The organism is Methanofollis sp. UBA420, assembly GCF_002498315.1.
GTDB lineage: Archaea > Halobacteriota > Methanomicrobia > Methanomicrobiales > Methanofollaceae > Methanofollis.
Genome location: NZ_DAGX01000004.1, coordinates 20,266 through 37,496, shown reverse-complemented (window position 1 = coordinate 37,496; position 17,231 = coordinate 20,266). Strand labels below are relative to the sequence as shown.

The following is a 17,231-nucleotide window of genomic DNA, read 5'->3' as shown; positions in this document are numbered from 1 at the left end:
TCATTATAATATCATATTGTTGGCCTAATTTCCATATCTCATGGCAGATCTGCAAATTCTCTGGCGGACTCCAGAATAGTATCAACAGGAAAAAAAGAACAAAAAAAGAGGTTTTGGACAACGATTACAGGATTTCGTACGTCGTCGTCCGCTGCCGGAGGGGCCGACCCAGGTCCTCCGCGATCCGCCGCATCTCGGTGGGATCAAGGTAATCCGCGTCCTCGGCACCGGCATCCGAGGAGACCTCGTCGTCGAACATTGTCCCGCCGAGATCGTTCCCTCCTGCAAGGAGGCCGAGCTGCGTCATCTTTGTCCCGACCTTCCCCCAGGAGACCTGGATATGCGCGAAGTTGTCCAGGAAGAGGCGGGAGACCGCGAAGAGGAGGACGTCCTCCCGGCCCGTCGTGCCCGGCCTGGCGAGCCCGGCCTTATAGAGGGGGGTGTTTGTGTGGATGAAAGGGAGGGGGACAAGTTCGGTGAAGCCGTGCGTCTCGTCCTGGACCTCCCGCAGAATGCCGAGATGGCGTACCCGGTCGGCCTCTGACTCACAGGAGCCGTACATGATCGTCGCCGTCGACCTGATCCCCATCCTGTGCGCCTCCATGATGATCCTTACCCACTCGGCCGTCGGCACCTTCCGCGGGCAGATCACCTGCCGCACCCGGTCCACCAGGATCTCGGCGGCCGTCCCCTGGAGAGTGCCGAGCCCCGCGGCACGCAGGCGGTCGAGCACTTCAGCCGTGGAGATCCCGCTCCGCCGTGCTGCATACGAGACCTCCTCCGGACTGCAGGTGTGGATGTCCACCGCGGGGGCGACCTCGTGGACCCACGAGATCATCTCTTCATACGAAGAGACGTCAAAGGCCGGGTGGACGCCGGAGAGGAAGCAGATCTCGGTGACCCCGCGGTCGAGGGCGAGGGCCGCCCGGCGCCGCACCTCCTCCTCACCGTGGATGTAGGCGCCCGGGTCAGTCGCCCTGCGCCCGAAACCGCAGAACCCGCAGAGGTTCTTGCAGATATTTGTGATATGAACATTCTGGTTCCGCACATAGGTGACCGCGTCGCCGGCCCTCTCCTGCCTGGCCTCGTCCGCGGCGGCGGCGATCTCCCATATCCGCCGATCTTTCACCCCGAGGAGGGAGAGGGCCTCATCCTCTGTCATCCTGTGGCCGGCGAGCGTGTCGGAAAGCAGGGTGCCGATCGTGTCGTGCGTCATTTACCGCCTCTTTTTGCCGGACGTTTCCTTCTCCCGCGCCCCCATGACGAGGTCGTACAGGATCATCAGCACCACCAGCACGATCGCCGTCTCGATCAGGTGGAGGGGGAGGTACCCGAGGAAGGGAATGGCAAAGAGGGCCTTGCCGATGACCCACTCCTTCTTCACCGGTCCGAACTGCCCGATACTGGGGATCAATATACCTATCTGATCAGGCTTATCGTTGTTATCGCCCCGGGTGATGTACCCCTCATGCGGCGCCGTATAACTCACCGTCCGACCGTTGAGCGGTATCTGGACCGTCTCGTTCCCCTCGACCCACATCATGGCCCGGTGGATGATCGGGTGGACAGACCCCTCGCCATTCGGCCGGTAGATGATCACGTCTCCGGGCCGGTTGTACTTTTCATAGCCCGACGCCTGCCCATCCTCCCAGGTCTGGAGAGAACCGAAACGGTCGGGCGCCGCCACAAAGACCAGGTCGCCGATGTTCATATTCGGCACCATGCTCTCGGACTCGATCGCCACCACCGCAGGCCATGTGCCCGAGACCAGGAAGAGGACAAGGGCGATCACGCCGACGACCGCCACCGCCCAGGCAACGTCCCTGCCGAAAGAGACAAACGGGTTCGAACTCGTCCTGATCTGCTCGATCAGACCGGGTTTCGGTTCTGGAGACGCTCTATCCGACATCTGTAAGGTCATGGTGGGAACTCGGATCTGATATAAATATGGGAGAGGGAGAACAGGAGCGGTCTGCCTGGCGCCCGACCACAGCATGATATTCCTGAAAGGCGTACGGGATCCGCGAATATCATGGACCTGCAGGGCATTTTCCCGGAGAACCCTATCGACCTGAAAAAATACACCCGATTCCGCACCCTCAACTTTTCCGGGGGGACATCTCTCCTTCTCACGGCCGGGTCATTCATCCTCTTCTTCGTCTTTTTCGCCCTGACCCTCCTCGCCTACATCCAGGTCACCGGTGCCGACTCCTTCAGTTTCACGATGAGTAGCCCCTCCGATCTCCTGCCTCTCATCGTCTTTATCCTCCTCATACTCCTCACAGGCATCCTTCACGAGGGGGTCCACGGCGTCGCGTATCGCCTCCTGCGCAGACACCCGGTCTTCGGGTGGGGCAGGAGATCGGTGCTCCTCTATTGCTCCTGCTCGGCCGGCGGACTGTACACACGAAAAGAGAGCATATTCATCCTGATGGCGCCGTTCGTCCTGATACCGGCAGTCGGCACCGTGCTCATGGCCCTTGCCCCCGCGTGGGCATGTGCCGCTCTCGTCCTCCTCCCCCTCAATGCCGCCGGTTCGGTCGCCGACCTCCGGGCAGCGGCGGCCATCCTCCGCTCACCGCCCGGCAGCGTCGTCCTCGAAGAAGGAGAAGAGATGGCAGTCCTGGTACCCCTGCAGTGACTGCTGGATCGGGGAAAAATACCCCGGGAGGACCGGCCTACCCCCGGGACACGAGGCCGCGAAGCCCCATCGCCGCACCATAGGCCGCGGTGCTGATCAGGATGACCGTCGCACCCGAGGGGACGTCCAGGAGATAGGAGAGAACGATCCCGCCCGTCGTGAACGCCGCACCGAGGAGGACGGAGAGAACCATCATCCGCGGCAGACTCCGGGAAAATTCGCGGGCGATCGCCGCCGGGAGGGTGAGCAGGGCGATGACCAGGATGATCCCGACGACCTGGATGAGCATCACGACGGTGAGGGCGACGAGCACGAGAAGGGCGAGGGTGATCGCCCGCACAGGGAGGTTCATCACCCGTGCGTACTCCTCGTCGAAGGTGACCGCGAAGAACTCGTTGTACAGGAGGAGGACGGCGCCGACGATGAGAAGGTCGAGGGCGGCCATCGAGAGGATCGCCTCCCGCGGCACGAGAAGGATGTTCCCGAAGAGATAGCCGAAGAGGTCGGGGGCGAACCCCGGCGTCAGGAAGACGAAAAGGATGCCGAGGGCCATGCCTGCCGCCCAGAACGCTCCTATCAGGGTATCAAGGTTATGCTTCCGGGAAAAGGACAGTTCCCCCATCCCGAGGGCCGAGGCGACGGTGAAGCCCGTCGCACCAATAATGGGATCGATGCCCAGGAAATAACCCAGGCCGATCCCGCCGAAGGCCGTGTGGGAGATGCCGCCTGCAAGGGCGACCATCCGCTTGACGACGACATAGGTGCCGATGATGCCGCAGGCGACGCTCGCAAGGAGGCCGGCGGCAAGGGCGTTCCTGAAGAAGTCATAGGCAAAGACCTCGATCATGGCTTTTCACCTTCCCGGTGGTCGGCAAAGACGCGGTGCGGCAGGCCGTGGGCGATGAGGTCGACAGGGCAGCCATAGGCCGCCTCGATCATGTCGCCGGTGATCCGGGCGTCGTTGTGCGTATAGAGCCGCCTGTTCAGGCAGGCGACCTTCGTCACATGGGACGAGAGGGCGCCGATATCGTGGGTGACCAGGACGATGGTCATCGTCTCCCGCAGGCCGTCCAGGATCTCCATGAAATGATCGCCTGTCGGGGAGTCCACATAGACGGTCGGTTCGTCCAGGATGAGCACCTCCGGGCCGGCGGCAAGGGCCCGCGCAATGATCGCCCGCTGCTGCTGCCCGCCAGAAAGGCGGCCGATCTCCCGATCGGCAAGGTCGACGATCCCCATCGTCCGGAGCGCCGACTCTGCCATCTCCCGGTCTTCGCGGCCGTACCGCCGCGGGAAACCCCGCACATGGCCGAGGCGGCCGGAGAGAACCATCTCCAGCACGCTCACCGGATAGCTGAAGTCGAAGGTGCGGTACTGGGGGACATAGCCGAGGAGGTGGCGCCTCTCCGCGGGACTCCCCCCGAGCACCCGCACCGTTCCTGCCGCGGGTTCGACAAGTCCCAGGATCACCCGCAGCAGGGTCGTCTTCCCCCCGCCGTTCGGCCCGATGACAGCGAAGAAGTCACCGGGCATCACCTTCCAGCTGATACCCTCCAGGACAGGGCGGCCGCCAAGGGAGACAGAGACCCCGGAGAGGTCGATGACCGGCCCCTCCATCAGACCGACCCCGCGATCGCCGCGGCCGCCGCCCTGAGATTGTCGGTGTAGTTCCCTGCAAGAGGGCTCAGCGGGACGACCCGGCCCCCGATCTCGTCGGCAATGACGCGGGCGCTCCGGGTGCTCGCCTCGGGCGCGGCAAAGACGACAGAGATGTTTCCGGCCCGCGCCCTGGCGACGATCTCCTCGATCTGCCGGGGCGACGGCTCCTTGCCGCCCTCCTCGATCGGGATCTGGACAAGCCCGTAGTCGCGGGCAAAGTAGGCCCAGGAGGCATGCGAGACCAGGAGGGCCTGGCAGCCCGAGGCCCCGACCTCGGACCTGACCGCGGCGTCCAGGGCGTCGAGTCGGGCGAGGTAGGTCGCGAGGTTCGCCTCATAGATCTCCTTCCCGGCAGGATCGGCCGCGACCAGACCGTCGCAGACATTCTCGGCCATTATCTTCGCGTTCGCGGGGGAGAGCCAGATATGCGGGTCGCCGTCAGGAAGGAGCGCGACCCCTTCAGAACAGTTCACGACCGCCATATCCGGGTTCAATTCCCGGATCCTGTCCATCCACGCCGTCTCGAACTCGACGCCAGACCCGACAGCCGCATACAGGCGGGCTCGGGAGAGGTCGGCGAGCTGGCCCGGCGTCAGCTCATAGGTGTGCGGGCTTGCGCCCGGCGGGACGAGGACGAGCACGTCGACGCGGTCGCCGCCGATCGCCCCGACTGATTCGGCCTGGGGAGGAATGGTCACGGCGACGAGCATCTTCCCCGCGGCAGGCGCCTGGGCTGTGCAACCCGAGGCAAGGACGGACAGGATGACGAAGACGACGCCGCAGAGCGCCAGTCCCCCGTATGGCACTGCTGGCATCATGATGGAAACCTCAAGATTTGGTATCTATCCAAATATTACGGGGCCCCTATATACGCCTTCCGCGCCTCACCGCACACCGGGACAGCAGTCACCATCATGCTCGATGGGGCCGCACCCGCTCATCACCGGGTGGCCGAGAGACGCGCAGATCCGATCAACGAGAAGCCGCGAGACATGACCCTCGATGTTCTTCGCCTCCTGGCACGCTTCGTCGGGTGAAAGCCCGAAACGGCTCAGGGCGAGGGAGACGACGCGGTGGCGGCGGACGAGGAAATGGGCATATTCTTCCCCCTTCGCACTCAGGCGGACGCCGTGATAGGGCGTGTGCTCCAGATAACCCTCGCGCGCGAGGTCGCCGAGCGCCTTCGTCGCCGTCGAAGGAGAGACACCAAGTTCACGGGCGACCTCTGTTGTCCTCATCGCCCCGCCCCGGAGTGAAATGACCTTTAAAAGTTCAGATTTCCGTGCCGGGAGCTCAAAACCGTCGATCTCCGCCATGACCGGTACTCGCCTGCGGCGGCGATAAAGTTTTCCCATTACCCAAATTTTCCCGCCCTCCCCTCCCGCACCGAGACTATGATGAGGGCGTACGCCCAACAGGATACTGATGCTCTGCGAGGAGGAGATCGTCGCCCGTTTCCTGAAGACCGACCTGCTGGTGGCCCCCGAAGTGGTCCGTTACATCAGGGAGCAGGACGACCCCGCCCTCATCGACCGCATCATCGCGGCCATCCCACCCGGCGCCTTTGTCGTCTCCCCTGACTGCATCCCGGCGCAGAAAAAAGAGCGGGACGGTACACGCTTCCTCGCCGACCCCCACCTCGAAGTGCTCCAGGGCAAGGACGGAAGCTGCGGCTGCATACGGGACTTCGAGGAGTACGTCACCTACTTCAGGAACCGGTTCACCCACCTCTCCGGCTTTCTCAAGGGGAGGATCCAGCCCGTCCCGATCGAGGCGCTCCAGAGGACCGGGCGGTACCGCGAGGAGGAGGCGTCCTTCATCGCGATGGTCTCCGAGGTGCGGTCCACGGCCAACGGGAACAAGATGGCCAACGTCGAAGACCCGACCGCCACGATGCGGGTGCTCTTCAACAAAAGCAGGGAGGGCTTCGAGGAGGCCGAGAAACTCCTCCCCGACGAGGTGATCGGGGTCAAGGGCAAACTCTCCAACGACGGGAACCTCTTCTTTGCCGACACCCTGGTGCGGCCCGACATCCCCATCTCGAACGCACCCTTCCATTCTGAAGAGCCCGGCCGCGCCGTCCTCATCTCCGACGTGCACGTCGGTTCCGATACCTTCCTGGAAGACGCCTGGCACCGCTTCGCCGCATGGCTCGGGGAGCACACCGAGATCGGCTACCTCCTCATCGCCGGCGACCTCGTGGACGGGATCGGCATCTATCCCGGCCAGGACAGGGAACTCGTGATCAAAAATATCTACGAGCAGTACCGGGCCCTCGGGGAGATGCTCTCCGCCCTCCCCCCGCGGCTCAGGATCGTCCTCTCTCCCGGCAACCACGACGTCGTACGGGGCGCAGAGCCCCAACCCGCGATCCCACAGGAGTTCAGGGAAGGATACCCGGACAACTGCATCTGGGTCGAGAACCCGGCCCTTGTCTCCCTGCAGGGGGTCCGCGTCCTGATGTACCACGGCAGGTCGTACGACGACATGATCGGAATGATCCCGGGCGCCTCGTACAGCCACCCCGAAGAGATCATGGAGGAGATGCTGAAGCGGCGCCACCTCGCCCCGACCTTCGGGCTGCGGACCCCGATCGCACCGGCAGAACGCGACCCTCTGGTCATCGACCCGGTCCCCGAGGTACTCTTCACCGGCCACGTCCATATCTCCGGCATCAAAAAGTACAGGGGCGTCCTCATGGTCAACGCAGGCACCTGGCAGTCCCAGACCGCCTTCCAGAAGCAGATGAACACCGTGCCGACACCGGCGCAGGCGGTTGTCCTGGACCTTCCGACGATGAAATACGAGATGTTCGACTTCAGCCAGCCCGGCGAACCGGCACGCCTCCCCTGACCGCCGACGCCGCATCAGGTACCCCAGAAACACCCGGACGGATCAGGGGAATCGCTCGCTTTTTATTATTGAAGTGCCTCATAGATAGAGGAATAGATTGCCGAGTTTTGATGTGAAATCGCTTCTCGGAGGATAGAAAAACATGGATGGAATCATCTATCTCGCACCCCTGTGTGCTCTCCTGGGCCTTCTTTTTGCAGGTTACTCCTACATGAAGGTCAAAAAGGAAGGAGAGGGCACCGAGGTCATGAAAAAGATCGCTGCAGCGATCCACACTGGCGCGATGGTGTACCTGAACCGCCAGTACAAGGCCATCGCCGTCTTCGTCGTTGTCCTTGCCGTTGTCCTTGCATTCCTGCTGCCGAGCGGGCCCCTCACCGCGGCCTGCTTCGTCCTCGGCGCCGGCCTCTCGGCGACCGCAGGCTACATCGGCATGTACACCGCCACCCACGCGAATGTGCGGACCACCAACGCCGCCCGCCGCGGCATTACCGAGGCCTTCAAGGTCTCCTTTGCCAGCGGCTCGGTCATGGGCATGTCGGTCGTCGGCCTCGGGCTCTTCGGGCTCTCGGTCGCCTTCATCGGCCTCTCTGCCATCATGCCGGCCGCACCGCAGGCTGACGTCGTGAACATCCTCGCCGGGTTCTCCCTCGGCGCCTCCTCGATCGCCCTCTTCGCCCGTGTCGGCGGCGGTATCTTCACCAAGGCCGCAGACGTCGGTGCCGACCTCGTCGGCAAGGTCGAAGCCGGCATCCCCGAAGACGACCCGCGCAACCCCGCCGTCATCGCCGACAACGTCGGTGACAACGTCGGCGACATCGCCGGCATGGGCGCCGACCTGTACGAGAGTTATGTCGGTTCCGTCATCGCCACGATGCTCCTCGGCGCCGCGACCGCCGCGGTCGCCTTCCCGAACGTCGACCCGATGAACGTTATCCTGCTCCCGATCATCATCGCCGCGGTCGGTATCGTCGCATCCATCATCGGTTCCTTCTTCGTCACGACGAACAAGGCCGAGTCGAGCGCAATCCACCTGGCCTTCAACAAGGGCCTCCTCGTCGCCCTCGTCCTCGTCGTGGTCTCCACCTACTTCATCACGAACACAATGCTCGGCGAGTACGGCTTCGGCATCTTCGTCGCCACCATCGCCGGTCTTATCGCCGGTTTCCTCATCGGCCAGATCACCGAGTACTACACCTCCTTTGACAGGAAGCCGACCCTCGAGATCGCAAAGTCCTGCCAGACCGGTGCCGCGACAAACATCATCACCGGCTTTGCAAAGGGCATGGAGTCCACGCTCTTCCCGGTGATCATCATCGGTGTCGCGATCTTCTTCGCATTCCAGTTCGCCGGGCTGTACGGCATCGCCATCGCGGCTGTCGGCATGCTCGCCACCCTGGGTATCTCCCTTGCAGTCGACGCCTACGGGCCTGTGGCCGACAATGCCGGCGGTATCGCCGAGATGTCCCACCAGGAACCGCAGGTGCGTGAGATCACCGACACCCTCGACGCTGTCGGCAACACCACCGCCGCCATCGGCAAGGGCTTTGCCATCGGCTCCGCGGCACTCACCGCTCTCGCTCTCTTCTCCGCATACGCCCACGCAGTCAGCCCGGCTGACGCACCGACCATCACCATCGACATCCTCAGCACCCCGGTCTTCATCGGCCTGCTGATCGGCGCCATGCTCCCGTTCCTCTTCTCCTCCATGACCATGATGGCCGTGGGACGGGCCGCATACCAGATCGTCGTCGAGGTCCGCCGCCAGTTCAAGGAGATCAAGGGCCTGATGGAAGGTAAGGCAGACCCGGACTACGAGTCCTGCATCGCCATCTCCACCAACTCCGCCCTGAAAGAGATGATCGCACCCGGTCTCCTCGCGATCGTCGCTCCGCTCCTCATCGGCGTCGTGCTCGGCAAGGAAGCCCTCGGCGGCCTCCTCGCAGGCTCCCTGGTCTCCGGCTTCATGCTCGCCATCACGATGGCGAATGCCGGCGGCGCCTGGGACAACGCCAAGAAGTACATCGAACAGGGCCACTTTGGTGGCAAGGGCTCCGACGCCCACAAGGCCGGTGTGACCGGCGACACCGTCGGCGACCCCTTCAAGGACACCTCGGGCCCGGCCCTCAACATTCTCCTGAAGCTCATGAGCATCGTTGCAGTGGTCTTCGCCCCCCTGTTCCTCTAATTTTTTTCTTTTTTTCTCAGGTCGCCCGAAAAAACACCCGCGATATTTTTCAGAGGCGATTTTCCGGAGCCTTTTCCCGGGTCATCACCTTCATCTCCCTTCAGGACAGATCCATACCTGCAGGAACGTCCTTCCTGCAGGTGATGCCATGCTCCAGATCTTCAAGACCAGACAGAACGTAGACGGATTGTTCATCGAGGAACTGGACATCGTCGAACCTGGCTCCTGGATCTTCTGCACGGCGCCGAACGAGGCGGAGATTGCCCGGGCCGCCGGGATCATGGGCATGGCTGCGGAAGACATCAGGGCTGCCCTCGACGAGGAGGAGAGGCCCCGCATGGAGACCGAAGAGGGGAAGACCCTCATCCTGATCGACATCCCGTTCCGGGTGGAAGGCGAGCCCGCAGGGACGTACTCGACCATACCCCTCGGCATCGCGATGAACGAGGACTATATCCTCACCATCTGCCTCCAGGACATCCCTATCCTCCGTGATTTCATCGCCGGGAAGGTGAAGACCTTCTACACTTTCAAAAAAACGCGTTTCCTCTTTCAGGTTCTATACAGGAACGCTTCCTACTATCTGAACTTCCTCAGGCAGATCGACAAGAGGAGTTACGAGGTCGAGAAGGAACTCCACCTCTCCCTCAGGAACGAAGAGTTGATCCAGCTGCTGAACCTGGAAAAGTCGCTGGTCTACTTCTCCACCTCCCTGAAGAGCAACGAGGTCGTGCTCGAAAAGATCCTCCGCTCCAAGCCGATGCGGATGTTCCCCGAGGACGAGGACCTCCTGGAGGACGTCATCATCGAGAACAAACAGGCCATCGAGATGGCGAACATCTACTCGAACATCCTCTCCGGGACGATGGACGCCTTCGCCTCGATCATCTCGAACAACCTCAACATCGTGATGAAGTTCCTCGCCTCGGTAACGATTGTCCTTGCCGTGCCGACGATGATCGCGAGTTTCTTCGGGATGAACGTCGGCATCCCTCTCCAGGAAAGTCCCCTCGCCTTCGCCGTCATCATCGGGGTCTCGATGGTCATCTCGGCCCTGATCGTCTTCGTCCTTATCAAAAAGAAGATGCTCTGAGGGCGACGGCCGCCCGCACGGCGTGGGCGAGTTCCACAAGTTCTGCCCGCGTCCCCCCACCTTTCCTGACATAGAAAGAGGCTCCTGCCGCAAGGGCCTCTTCAAGCACCGAGTCGCGGCTTTTCCCGGTATACAGGACGAAAGGCAGGGATATGCCCCGCAACCTGAGGGCGCGGAGGAAGGCGATGCCGGTGAGGCCGGGCATCTCGAAGTCTGAGACGACGGCGTCGAACCGTCCCGGCAGGATGATGAGAGCGTCTTCGGCCGAAGTGGCGGTTGTGCAGGAGAACCTGCCTGTCCCTTCCAGGAATGCCTGCTCACGCTCACGGACGCACGGGTCGTCGTCGACGATCAGGAGAGATATCACGTCGCCTTCGGTCATCAGAAAGATGAGGAAGGCAGGAGGGAAAAAATTCACGGAATGTGTGTGGGCGGCACAGGGTCGCGGCGCTCCTTGTCGCCTCTGCAGGCGGCACGGAGAAAAAACGCCCCTGCCGGGATGAAAAACCTCTGCCCTCCTGAAAGATATATCTCTCCGGGACCATACAGGGGGTTATGGCAGATTTCTTCCCCTCCCTCCTCTACGCCTTCGCCACGCTCTTCATCATCCTCGATCCCCTCCTCTCTGTCCCGATCTTCGTGGGGCTCACGAAAGAGAGGCCCGCTGAGGAGAAGGCACGACAGGCAGGTATCGCCGTCGTCGTCGCAGGCGTACTCCTCTTCATCTTCCTTATCTTCGGGTCCCTGATCTTCGACATCCTGGGCATCACCCTCGCCAGTTTCCAGGTCGCCGGGGGTATACTCCTCTTCATCCTGGGCATGCAGGAGGCCCTCGGCATCGAGTTCGCCCATGACGAGAAGAGCAGGCAGAACATGGCCGGGGTCATCATCGGCACGCCCCTCCTCTGCGGCCCGGGGGCGATCACGACGGTGATCCTCCTCTCGACAAAGATCAGCCCGTTCGTCACCGCCATTGCCCTCTTCCTCTGCCTTGGCGTCACCTGGCTCATCCTCAGGTACGCCGCCGCGATCCTCCGTATCCTCGGCAGCACGATCACCGACATCGTGGCCAGGGTCCTTGGGATGTTCCTTGCGGCGATCGCGGTCAAACTTATCGCCGAAGGGGCGATAGGGCTTGGCTGGTGAGGGCCGCGGACAGGATATATTCTTACGGGACATATACTGGAGACCTATGGACGATCCCCTCGCCGCCTTCGCGTACGCGTTTGTCACCCTCTTCATCATCCTCCACCCTCTCCTGGTGGTCCCGACCTTTCTCGGGCTCACCCGGGGCTACCGGACGGAGGAGAAGACAAGGCAGGCCACCATAGCCACTGCCGTGGCAGGCGGACTCCTCTTCACTTTCCTCATCTTCGGTTCCCTGATCTTCGATATCCTGGGCATCACCCTCCCGAGCTTCGAGGTTGCGGGAGGCGTCCTCCTCCTGATCGTCGGGATGCAGCAGGCGCTCGGGATCGAGTACACGCCACCGGAGGGAGGGCAGCAGCAGAACATCGGCGTGCTCGTCGGCACACCCCTCATCTGCGGGCCGGGTTCGATCACGACGGCGATCCTCCTCTCGACAAAACTTGGCATTCTGGTCACCGTCCCGGCCGTCCTCCTCTGCCTGGTGCTGACCTGGCTCACCCTCAGGTATGCCGACGTTATTCAGCAGGCCCTCGGCGAAACGATCAGCGGCGTCATGACCGATGTCTTCGGGATGGTCCTTGCGGCCCTCGCGGTGACACTCATCGCCGAAGGAGTCGACGGCCTGCGATAGACAAAATTTTCACGAACCACCTCTTTTTTCTGCCGCGAGAATGCGGGAAAAATCGTATGCCCTCTTCTCGGTAGATGGACACAGCGGAGACAGCCTGCCCTGACGACCGTGCCGATTTCATCACTTTTAAAAACGTCAGAATCAGGCCTGATTCTTAATATCATGGGTTATTCGAAATAAAAATCTACAGAGTATAATTTCTATCGTGCTGAAAAAAGAGAAATCAGCAAATATAGTATCAACTAATTAATTTATTCGATTTTGTGGCGCGGATAGAGATTTCGTTGCCAGGCGTGCAGGCATAGACAGACAAATCCTGAATATACCCCCGTTCTGGCATGCCGCCCGGATCAGCGAGGACCATCAATGACCAAGCAGACAATGACACCTGATGACTACGAGCAGGAAAACGCTCGTCTCAGAGAGAGACTGGCAGAGGCAGAGGCAAAGATAGGGCGGTATGAGACCATCCTCGACGAGATCCCCTTCCCCATCTCCGTGACCGATAGTGACATGAACTGGACGTTCATGAACAGGGCACTCGAGTCCCTGCTGAACCTCGATCGAACGCAGGACCTTGGAAAGCACTGCAGTTCATGCAATGGTGCGGCCTGCAACACCGAACAGTGCGGCATCGCCGCATTGCGGGATGGGAAAAAGAGGACGATCTTCGAAGAGCACGGGAAGAGCATCCAGATCGATGCCGCCTACCTGACCGATGCCCAGGGCGCACAGATCGGCCATGTCGAGATCCTGCAGGACATCACCGCGATGGCAAAGGTCACCGCGTTCCTGGAGGCCGAAACACAGCGGGTTGCAGAGAACCTCGTCAGGATCGCGGACGGCAACCCCGACGTCAACCTCACGATGGGGGCGACCGACCGGTACACGGAGGGTGTCGCGCCCCTCATCGCCGGGATCGACAGGGCGACCGCGGACACTCTCGAGTCCCTCGACCTGATGCTGAAAGACATCGCCATGCTCGCCGGGGCAGGGAGGGACGGGAGACTCTCGACCCGTGCCGATGCCGCCCGGCATAAGGGAGATTACAGGGCCCTCGTGCAGGAGATCAACGCCCTCCTCGACGCCGTCATTGTGCCTCTCCAGAGCGCTGCAAAGGATGCAGAACTCATCGGCATGGGCCAGATCCCGGAAAGGGTCGACGCAACACAGTACAAAGGGGATTTCAGAAAACTTGCGGAGAACTTCAACAGCTGCATCGACGGTTTGCAGGGCCTGAGGGAAGGCTATGCTGTCCTCCAGAGGACCGCACAGAACGACTACACCCGGAGAGTCGAAGGGCACTACCAGGGCGGCTATGCCATGATCGCGACGGCGATCAACGCTGTCCAGGACCGCCTCCTCCACATCCAGGAGGGCATGGTCCAGATCAGCCGGGGTGACCTCTCCGAACTGGAGAGCCTCAAGGCCATCGGAAAACGCGCGGAGAACGATAAGTTGATCCCAGCCTTCATTGCAATGATGGGGGCGATCCAGAGACTCGTGGACGACGCGAAGATGCTCGCAGAGGCCGGGAAGGAAGGGCGTTTGTCCACCCGTGCCGATGCCTCGAAGCACGCAGGGGAGTTCGCCAGAGTCGTCGAGGGCGTCAACCAGTTGGTCGACTCCGTCGTGGCGCCGGTCAACGAGGCGATGCGGGTCACCGGCCGTTATGCTGGGGGCGACTACACCACGCGGATCTCGGAAGATCTCGCTGTAGCCGGCGACTTCCAGAAGTTCAAGGACTCCCTCAACAACATGGCCGACAGGACGGCCGAAACCGTCAGGGAGATCCAGCATATCGCTGAACAGGTCGACTACGGCACGTCCGAGTCGAGCAAGGGCGTCGACCAGCTGGCAAAAGCCGCCGAGCAGGTCGCGATCACGAGCCAGACCTGCGCCGACCTCTCCCGGGAGACGCTCCAGAAGATCGAGGAGGTCGGCAGGCGTATCGCGGATCTTTCGTCCTCGAACGAGGAGATGGCCAGCACCTCCCAGGATGTCCTTGAGAGGGCGGAAAACGTCGCAAAGATGGGCATGGACGCGGAAAAACTCGGCAGGGACGCCTCTGATAAGATGAGGGGTGTCGAGGCGATCACAAAGATGAGTGTCGATGAATTTGCCCAGCTCAACGAGCAGATGCGGGAGATCAACAAGATCGTCAAACTCATCACCGACATCTCGAACCAGACCAACCTCCTCGCCCTCAACGCCGCGATCGAGGCGGCACGGGCGGGCGAGCACGGCCGCGGCTTCGCTGTCGTCGCGGGAGAGGTGAGAAACCTCGCGGGCGAGTCGAAGAAGGCGACAAACGACATCGAGAACCTCATCACATCCATCCAGGCGAAGAGCGAGAAGACCGCCACCGCGATCACCTCGGCCAACGCCGAGATCGCATCCAGCGTCGAGAGCGTCAACAACGCCCTCGAAGCCCTCAACAGGATCGTCGACGGTGCCGGCAAGGTGACGCGGGACATGGGCGAGATGGCAAAGGCCATCGAAGACCAGGCGAACACGAGTAACACCGTCGTCACGATCGTCGACGAAGGGACCAGGCTCACCAAAGAGAACATGTCCGAGGTGGAGGCCCTTGCCGCGCTTGCGGAGGAGTCAAGCGCCTCGACAGAGGAGATCGACAACGCCGTGCACGAACTGACCGGGATGGCCGCGGACCTGAAGTCCTCGGTGAAGAAGTTCAGGATCTGAGGGGGCAGGACAGTGGCAGAGACTGTCGACGTCGTCGAATTCGGGATCGGGGGAACCAGATATGCCCTCGATATCCTCCTTGCACGTGAGATCGTCGAGATGGTGCCTATCACGCCGGTACCGCGTGCACCCCCCTATATCGCCGGGATCATCAATCTCAGGGGCGAGATCACCACCATCTTAAAACTCAACACTCTTCTCGGCCTTCCGGTAGAGGGGCGACGCGAGACGCAGAAGATCATCGTCCTCGTCCCGGAGGCGGCAAACGGATCAAACACCGGCATCATCGTCGACGACGTCCACACGGTGCGGCAGGTCGGTGAAGGTGACATCGCCCCGATGGACGAGGCGATGGCGAGGGAAGCGTACGTCAGGGGGATCATACGAACCGGAAGCAGAGAAAATACAAAAAATAAGCAGGAAAACGACCTGATCATCTGGATTGATCTCCAGAAAGTGATCAGGGAGCAGGTGAGCCGCGCCTGATCGCGAACCATATTACCTTTTTTGCGGATGTGAGAATAAAAGGGGCCTTGCTCAATCAACCGCGCCGAGTGCGGCATCGGCAACCGCAAGGGCCTCTTTCAGTTCAGCATCCCGGATCGGCTTGACGATGTAGCCGAGGGGCCTGACAGAGAGAGCCCGTTCTCTCATTCCCCTGTCTGAGTATGCGGTGACGAAGATGCACCTGATCCCGAGTTCGTCGGCAAGGAGGGAGGCGGCCTCGATCCCGTCCCTGTCCCCTTTCAGGTTGATGTCCATCAGGGCGATATCGGGAGAGGTCTCACGGGCTTTTTCCAGCGCAAGAGCGGCCGTCGCCGCAACCCCGGTCACCGTATGCCCCAGTCTCTTTACCCGGTTTGCGACATCAAGGGCGATTATCGCGGCGTCCTCCACGACCAGCACCTTCACGGCGTCTCGCCCCCGTGAGGGACCGTTACGAGGACACGCGTGCCCGCGCCTTTGTCTGAGATCTCCATCCGGCCCCCGAGTTGCTCGGTCACCAGGGTCCTGACCAGGGTGAGGCCGAGAGAACCGTCAGTCACAGGGTCAAAGCCTGCTGGCATCCCCGCACCTTCGTCCTCGACGACAAGAGTGAGGGTGTCGCCGTCGTCAAGGGCAGAGACCAGGACGCAGCCGGGCGCGCCTGCCGGATAGGCATGGGTGCATGCGTTCGAGATGAGTTCGTTCACGATCAGCCCGACCGGGATCGCAGCATTGAGCCTGAGGGAGAGGTCGGACGGCACGACGCGGGTGGCGACCAGATCGGCAGGGCAGGACACGGCAGCCGCACTATCGGCGATGAGGTCCGCGAGGTACGCCCCGAGGCAGACGCGGGCGTGGTCGGGAGAGCGGTCGAGATGGTCATGAGCCCGTGCCAGGACACCAAGACGCCCTTCGGTCTTCCTGATGATCTCGCGCCCCGCACCCTCCCCCATGCTCCCGGCCTGCAGGGCGAGAAGGCTTGAGATGAGCTGGAGGTTGTTCCGCACCCTCTGGTGGATCTCCGCAAGCAGGCGTTCCTTCTCCTGCAGCACCTGCCGCGCCGCGGTGACGTCCTCCATGATGACGGTCACGCCGGCCCCCCCGTCATCAAAGACGGTCGGGACAAATTTCACGACAAAATAGAGATCTTTTCCGTCCTTCTCGAACCTGACCTCGTCGGTCCGCTCTTTCCCGGCGAGCGCCACTCGCATCAGCCCGGCCTCAAGGAGGGGGGCGAGGAGGGGGATGTCCAGCGAGTCGATATCCCTGCCGGCGACCTCGCCGCGCCCGAAGCCGGTGAAGGAGAGGAGGTTGTCATTGGCCTGCACGACCCTTCCCGCACTGTCGAGGACAAGGATGAGGTCTGAAGAGAAGTCGAGCATGGCAGAAATGGGCACGCGGTGGGAGAGGTAGTAGACCTTCGCGACGGCGACCTCCTGCATCTCAAGGCGGCCGGAGACGACGAGCATATTCAGGTACTTCGCCACCGAGTTCCGGTTCATCCCGAGCCTCCGCGAGATCTCGGAGGTGGAGAGGCCCCGCGGCTCTTCACGGAGGAGCTCGATGATCCGCGAGCATTCTCCTGCCGGATCTTCTGGAGTACGTGACACGGGTTAATCCTTCCTGATTTTCATTCATCAGCACTCCAGATTTATAGTTATTACGAAAACTGCCTATCAATACTGCATGCAAAAGCAAAATGGTTATATATTTAAACTGCCATGATCTGTCATCAGAACCGCCTATCAGTATTGATAGGCAAATGTGAAAGACAGGCGCGCCAGAGGCCCGAACTCCGGCGGCAGGCACAGAAATATGCCCCGGG

The 17,231-nt window shown here is 61.7% G+C and carries 17 protein-coding genes; 8 read left to right on the top strand and 9 right to left on the bottom strand.

Translation table 11 applies throughout. The features are described 5' to 3' along the window. Positions 1-124: 124 nt before the first annotated feature. Together cofH and BP869_RS06130 are read right to left on the bottom strand one after the other, a co-directional pair. Positions 125-1,216 (bottom strand): 5-amino-6-(D-ribitylamino)uracil--L-tyrosine 4-hydroxyphenyl transferase CofH, encoded by a 1,092-nt coding sequence (gene cofH / locus BP869_RS06135; protein ID WP_342677909.1) that lies wholly within the window; start codon positions 1,214-1,216, stop codon positions 125-127. Further along, entirely contained in the window at positions 1,217-1,921 is a 705-nt protein-coding gene (locus BP869_RS06130) for a S26 family signal peptidase (protein WP_342677907.1), read from the bottom strand. 111 nt (positions 1,922-2,032) lie between these two features. Here BP869_RS06130 and BP869_RS06125 point away from each other — a divergent pair, with 111 nt between their 5' ends. Beyond that, positions 2,033-2,641, top strand: coding sequence for a DUF3267 domain-containing protein (locus tag BP869_RS06125; protein ID WP_342677905.1), 609 nt, complete (start codon positions 2,033-2,035; stop codon positions 2,639-2,641). 37 nt (positions 2,642-2,678) lie between these two features. Here BP869_RS06125 and BP869_RS06120 read toward each other — a convergent pair whose 3' ends face one another. From BP869_RS06120 to BP869_RS06105, 4 genes are all read right to left on the bottom strand, one after another. After that, positions 2,679-3,488 (bottom strand): metal ABC transporter permease, encoded by an 810-nt coding sequence (locus BP869_RS06120; RefSeq protein WP_342677903.1) that lies wholly within the window; start codon positions 3,486-3,488, stop codon positions 2,679-2,681. Beyond that, positions 3,485-4,258, bottom strand: a complete 774-nt coding sequence (locus BP869_RS06115; RefSeq protein ID WP_342677901.1) for an ABC transporter ATP-binding protein — start codon at positions 4,256-4,258, stop codon at positions 3,485-3,487. The genes BP869_RS06120 and BP869_RS06115 overlap by 4 nt, the downstream gene beginning before the upstream one ends. Beyond that, entirely contained in the window at positions 4,258-5,118 is an 861-nt protein-coding gene (locus BP869_RS06110) for a metal ABC transporter solute-binding protein, Zn/Mn family (protein WP_342677899.1), read from the bottom strand. The genes BP869_RS06115 and BP869_RS06110 overlap by 1 nt, the downstream gene beginning before the upstream one ends. 66 nt (positions 5,119-5,184) lie before the next feature. Continuing rightward, complete coding sequence (locus BP869_RS06105; protein WP_342677897.1) at positions 5,185-5,655, bottom strand: metal-dependent transcriptional regulator; 471 nt, start codon at positions 5,653-5,655, stop codon at positions 5,185-5,187. Between the two features lie 70 nt (positions 5,656-5,725). Between BP869_RS06105 and BP869_RS06100 the strand changes: the two genes are divergently transcribed. From BP869_RS06100 to BP869_RS06090, 3 genes are all read left to right on the top strand, one after another. Next, positions 5,726-7,153, top strand: a complete 1,428-nt coding sequence (locus tag BP869_RS06100) for a DNA-directed DNA polymerase II small subunit (protein WP_342677895.1) — start codon at positions 5,726-5,728, stop codon at positions 7,151-7,153. Between the two features lie 142 nt (positions 7,154-7,295). Beyond that, the gene (locus tag BP869_RS06095) at positions 7,296-9,341 is read left to right on the top strand and encodes a sodium-translocating pyrophosphatase (RefSeq protein ID WP_342677893.1); all 2,046 of its coding nucleotides are present in this window, start codon (positions 7,296-7,298) and stop codon (positions 9,339-9,341) included. A 148-nt stretch (positions 9,342-9,489) separates the two neighbouring features. Then, positions 9,490-10,434 (top strand): magnesium transporter CorA family protein, encoded by a 945-nt coding sequence (locus BP869_RS06090; protein WP_342677891.1) that lies wholly within the window; start codon positions 9,490-9,492, stop codon positions 10,432-10,434. Here BP869_RS06090 and BP869_RS06085 read toward each other — a convergent pair. Next, positions 10,415-10,816: a response regulator gene (locus tag BP869_RS06085; RefSeq protein WP_342677888.1), complete on the bottom strand. Its 402-nt coding sequence runs from the start codon at positions 10,814-10,816 to the stop codon at positions 10,415-10,417. The two genes, BP869_RS06090 and BP869_RS06085, sit on opposite strands and share 20 nt — an antisense overlap. Before the next feature lie 173 nt (positions 10,817-10,989). On the opposite strand from BP869_RS06085, the gene BP869_RS06080 reads away from it, so the two are divergent. The 4 genes from BP869_RS06080 to BP869_RS06065 all read left to right on the top strand — a co-directional run bounded on the left by BP869_RS06080 (position 10,990) and on the right by BP869_RS06065 (position 15,406). After that, complete coding sequence (locus BP869_RS06080) at positions 10,990-11,580, top strand: MarC family protein (RefSeq protein WP_342677886.1); 591 nt, start codon at positions 10,990-10,992, stop codon at positions 11,578-11,580. 46 nt (positions 11,581-11,626) lie between these two features. Next, positions 11,627-12,214, top strand: coding sequence for a MarC family protein (locus tag BP869_RS06075; RefSeq protein WP_342677884.1), 588 nt, complete (start codon positions 11,627-11,629; stop codon positions 12,212-12,214). A 366-nt stretch (positions 12,215-12,580) separates the two neighbouring features. Next, the gene (locus BP869_RS06070) at positions 12,581-14,920 is read left to right on the top strand and encodes a methyl-accepting chemotaxis protein (protein ID WP_342677883.1); all 2,340 of its coding nucleotides are present in this window, start codon (positions 12,581-12,583) and stop codon (positions 14,918-14,920) included. Between the two features lie 12 nt (positions 14,921-14,932). Next, complete coding sequence (locus BP869_RS06065; protein ID WP_342677882.1) at positions 14,933-15,406, top strand: chemotaxis protein CheW; 474 nt, start codon at positions 14,933-14,935, stop codon at positions 15,404-15,406. Positions 15,407-15,457: 51 nt separating this feature from the next. Here the strand turns inward: BP869_RS06065 and BP869_RS06060 are convergent, their stop codons facing one another. After that, the gene (locus BP869_RS06060) at positions 15,458-15,832 is read right to left on the bottom strand and encodes a response regulator (RefSeq protein WP_067047235.1); all 375 of its coding nucleotides are present in this window, start codon (positions 15,830-15,832) and stop codon (positions 15,458-15,460) included. Further along, positions 15,829-17,016: a sensor histidine kinase gene (locus BP869_RS06055; protein ID WP_342677878.1), complete on the bottom strand. Its 1,188-nt coding sequence runs from the start codon at positions 17,014-17,016 to the stop codon at positions 15,829-15,831. The genes BP869_RS06060 and BP869_RS06055 overlap by 4 nt, the downstream gene beginning before the upstream one ends. Positions 17,017-17,231: the final 215 nt, after the last annotated feature.

Coding starts and splice junctions, on each gene's coding strand:
- cofH (WP_342677909.1), bottom strand. CDS start 1,216: ATGACGCACGACACGATCGGCACCCTGCTTTCCGACACGCTCGCCGGC.
- BP869_RS06130 (WP_342677907.1), bottom strand. CDS start 1,921: ATGACCTTACAGATGTCGGATAGAGCGTCTCCAGAACCGAAACCCGGT.
- BP869_RS06125 (WP_342677905.1), top strand. CDS start 2,033: ATGGACCTGCAGGGCATTTTCCCGGAGAACCCTATCGACCTGAAAAAA.
- BP869_RS06120 (WP_342677903.1), bottom strand. CDS start 3,488: ATGATCGAGGTCTTTGCCTATGACTTCTTCAGGAACGCCCTTGCCGCC.
- BP869_RS06115 (WP_342677901.1), bottom strand. CDS start 4,258: ATGGAGGGGCCGGTCATCGACCTCTCCGGGGTCTCTGTCTCCCTTGGC.
- BP869_RS06110 (WP_342677899.1), bottom strand. CDS start 5,118: ATGATGCCAGCAGTGCCATACGGGGGACTGGCGCTCTGCGGCGTCGTC.
- BP869_RS06105 (WP_342677897.1), bottom strand. CDS start 5,655: ATGGGAAAACTTTATCGCCGCCGCAGGCGAGTACCGGTCATGGCGGAG.
- BP869_RS06100 (WP_342677895.1), top strand. CDS start 5,726: ATGCTCTGCGAGGAGGAGATCGTCGCCCGTTTCCTGAAGACCGACCTG.
- BP869_RS06095 (WP_342677893.1), top strand. CDS start 7,296: ATGGATGGAATCATCTATCTCGCACCCCTGTGTGCTCTCCTGGGCCTT.
- BP869_RS06090 (WP_342677891.1), top strand. CDS start 9,490: ATGCTCCAGATCTTCAAGACCAGACAGAACGTAGACGGATTGTTCATC.
- BP869_RS06085 (WP_342677888.1), bottom strand. CDS start 10,816: ATGACCGAAGGCGACGTGATATCTCTCCTGATCGTCGACGACGACCCG.
- BP869_RS06080 (WP_342677886.1), top strand. CDS start 10,990: ATGGCAGATTTCTTCCCCTCCCTCCTCTACGCCTTCGCCACGCTCTTC.
- BP869_RS06075 (WP_342677884.1), top strand. CDS start 11,627: ATGGACGATCCCCTCGCCGCCTTCGCGTACGCGTTTGTCACCCTCTTC.
- BP869_RS06070 (WP_342677883.1), top strand. CDS start 12,581: ATGACCAAGCAGACAATGACACCTGATGACTACGAGCAGGAAAACGCT.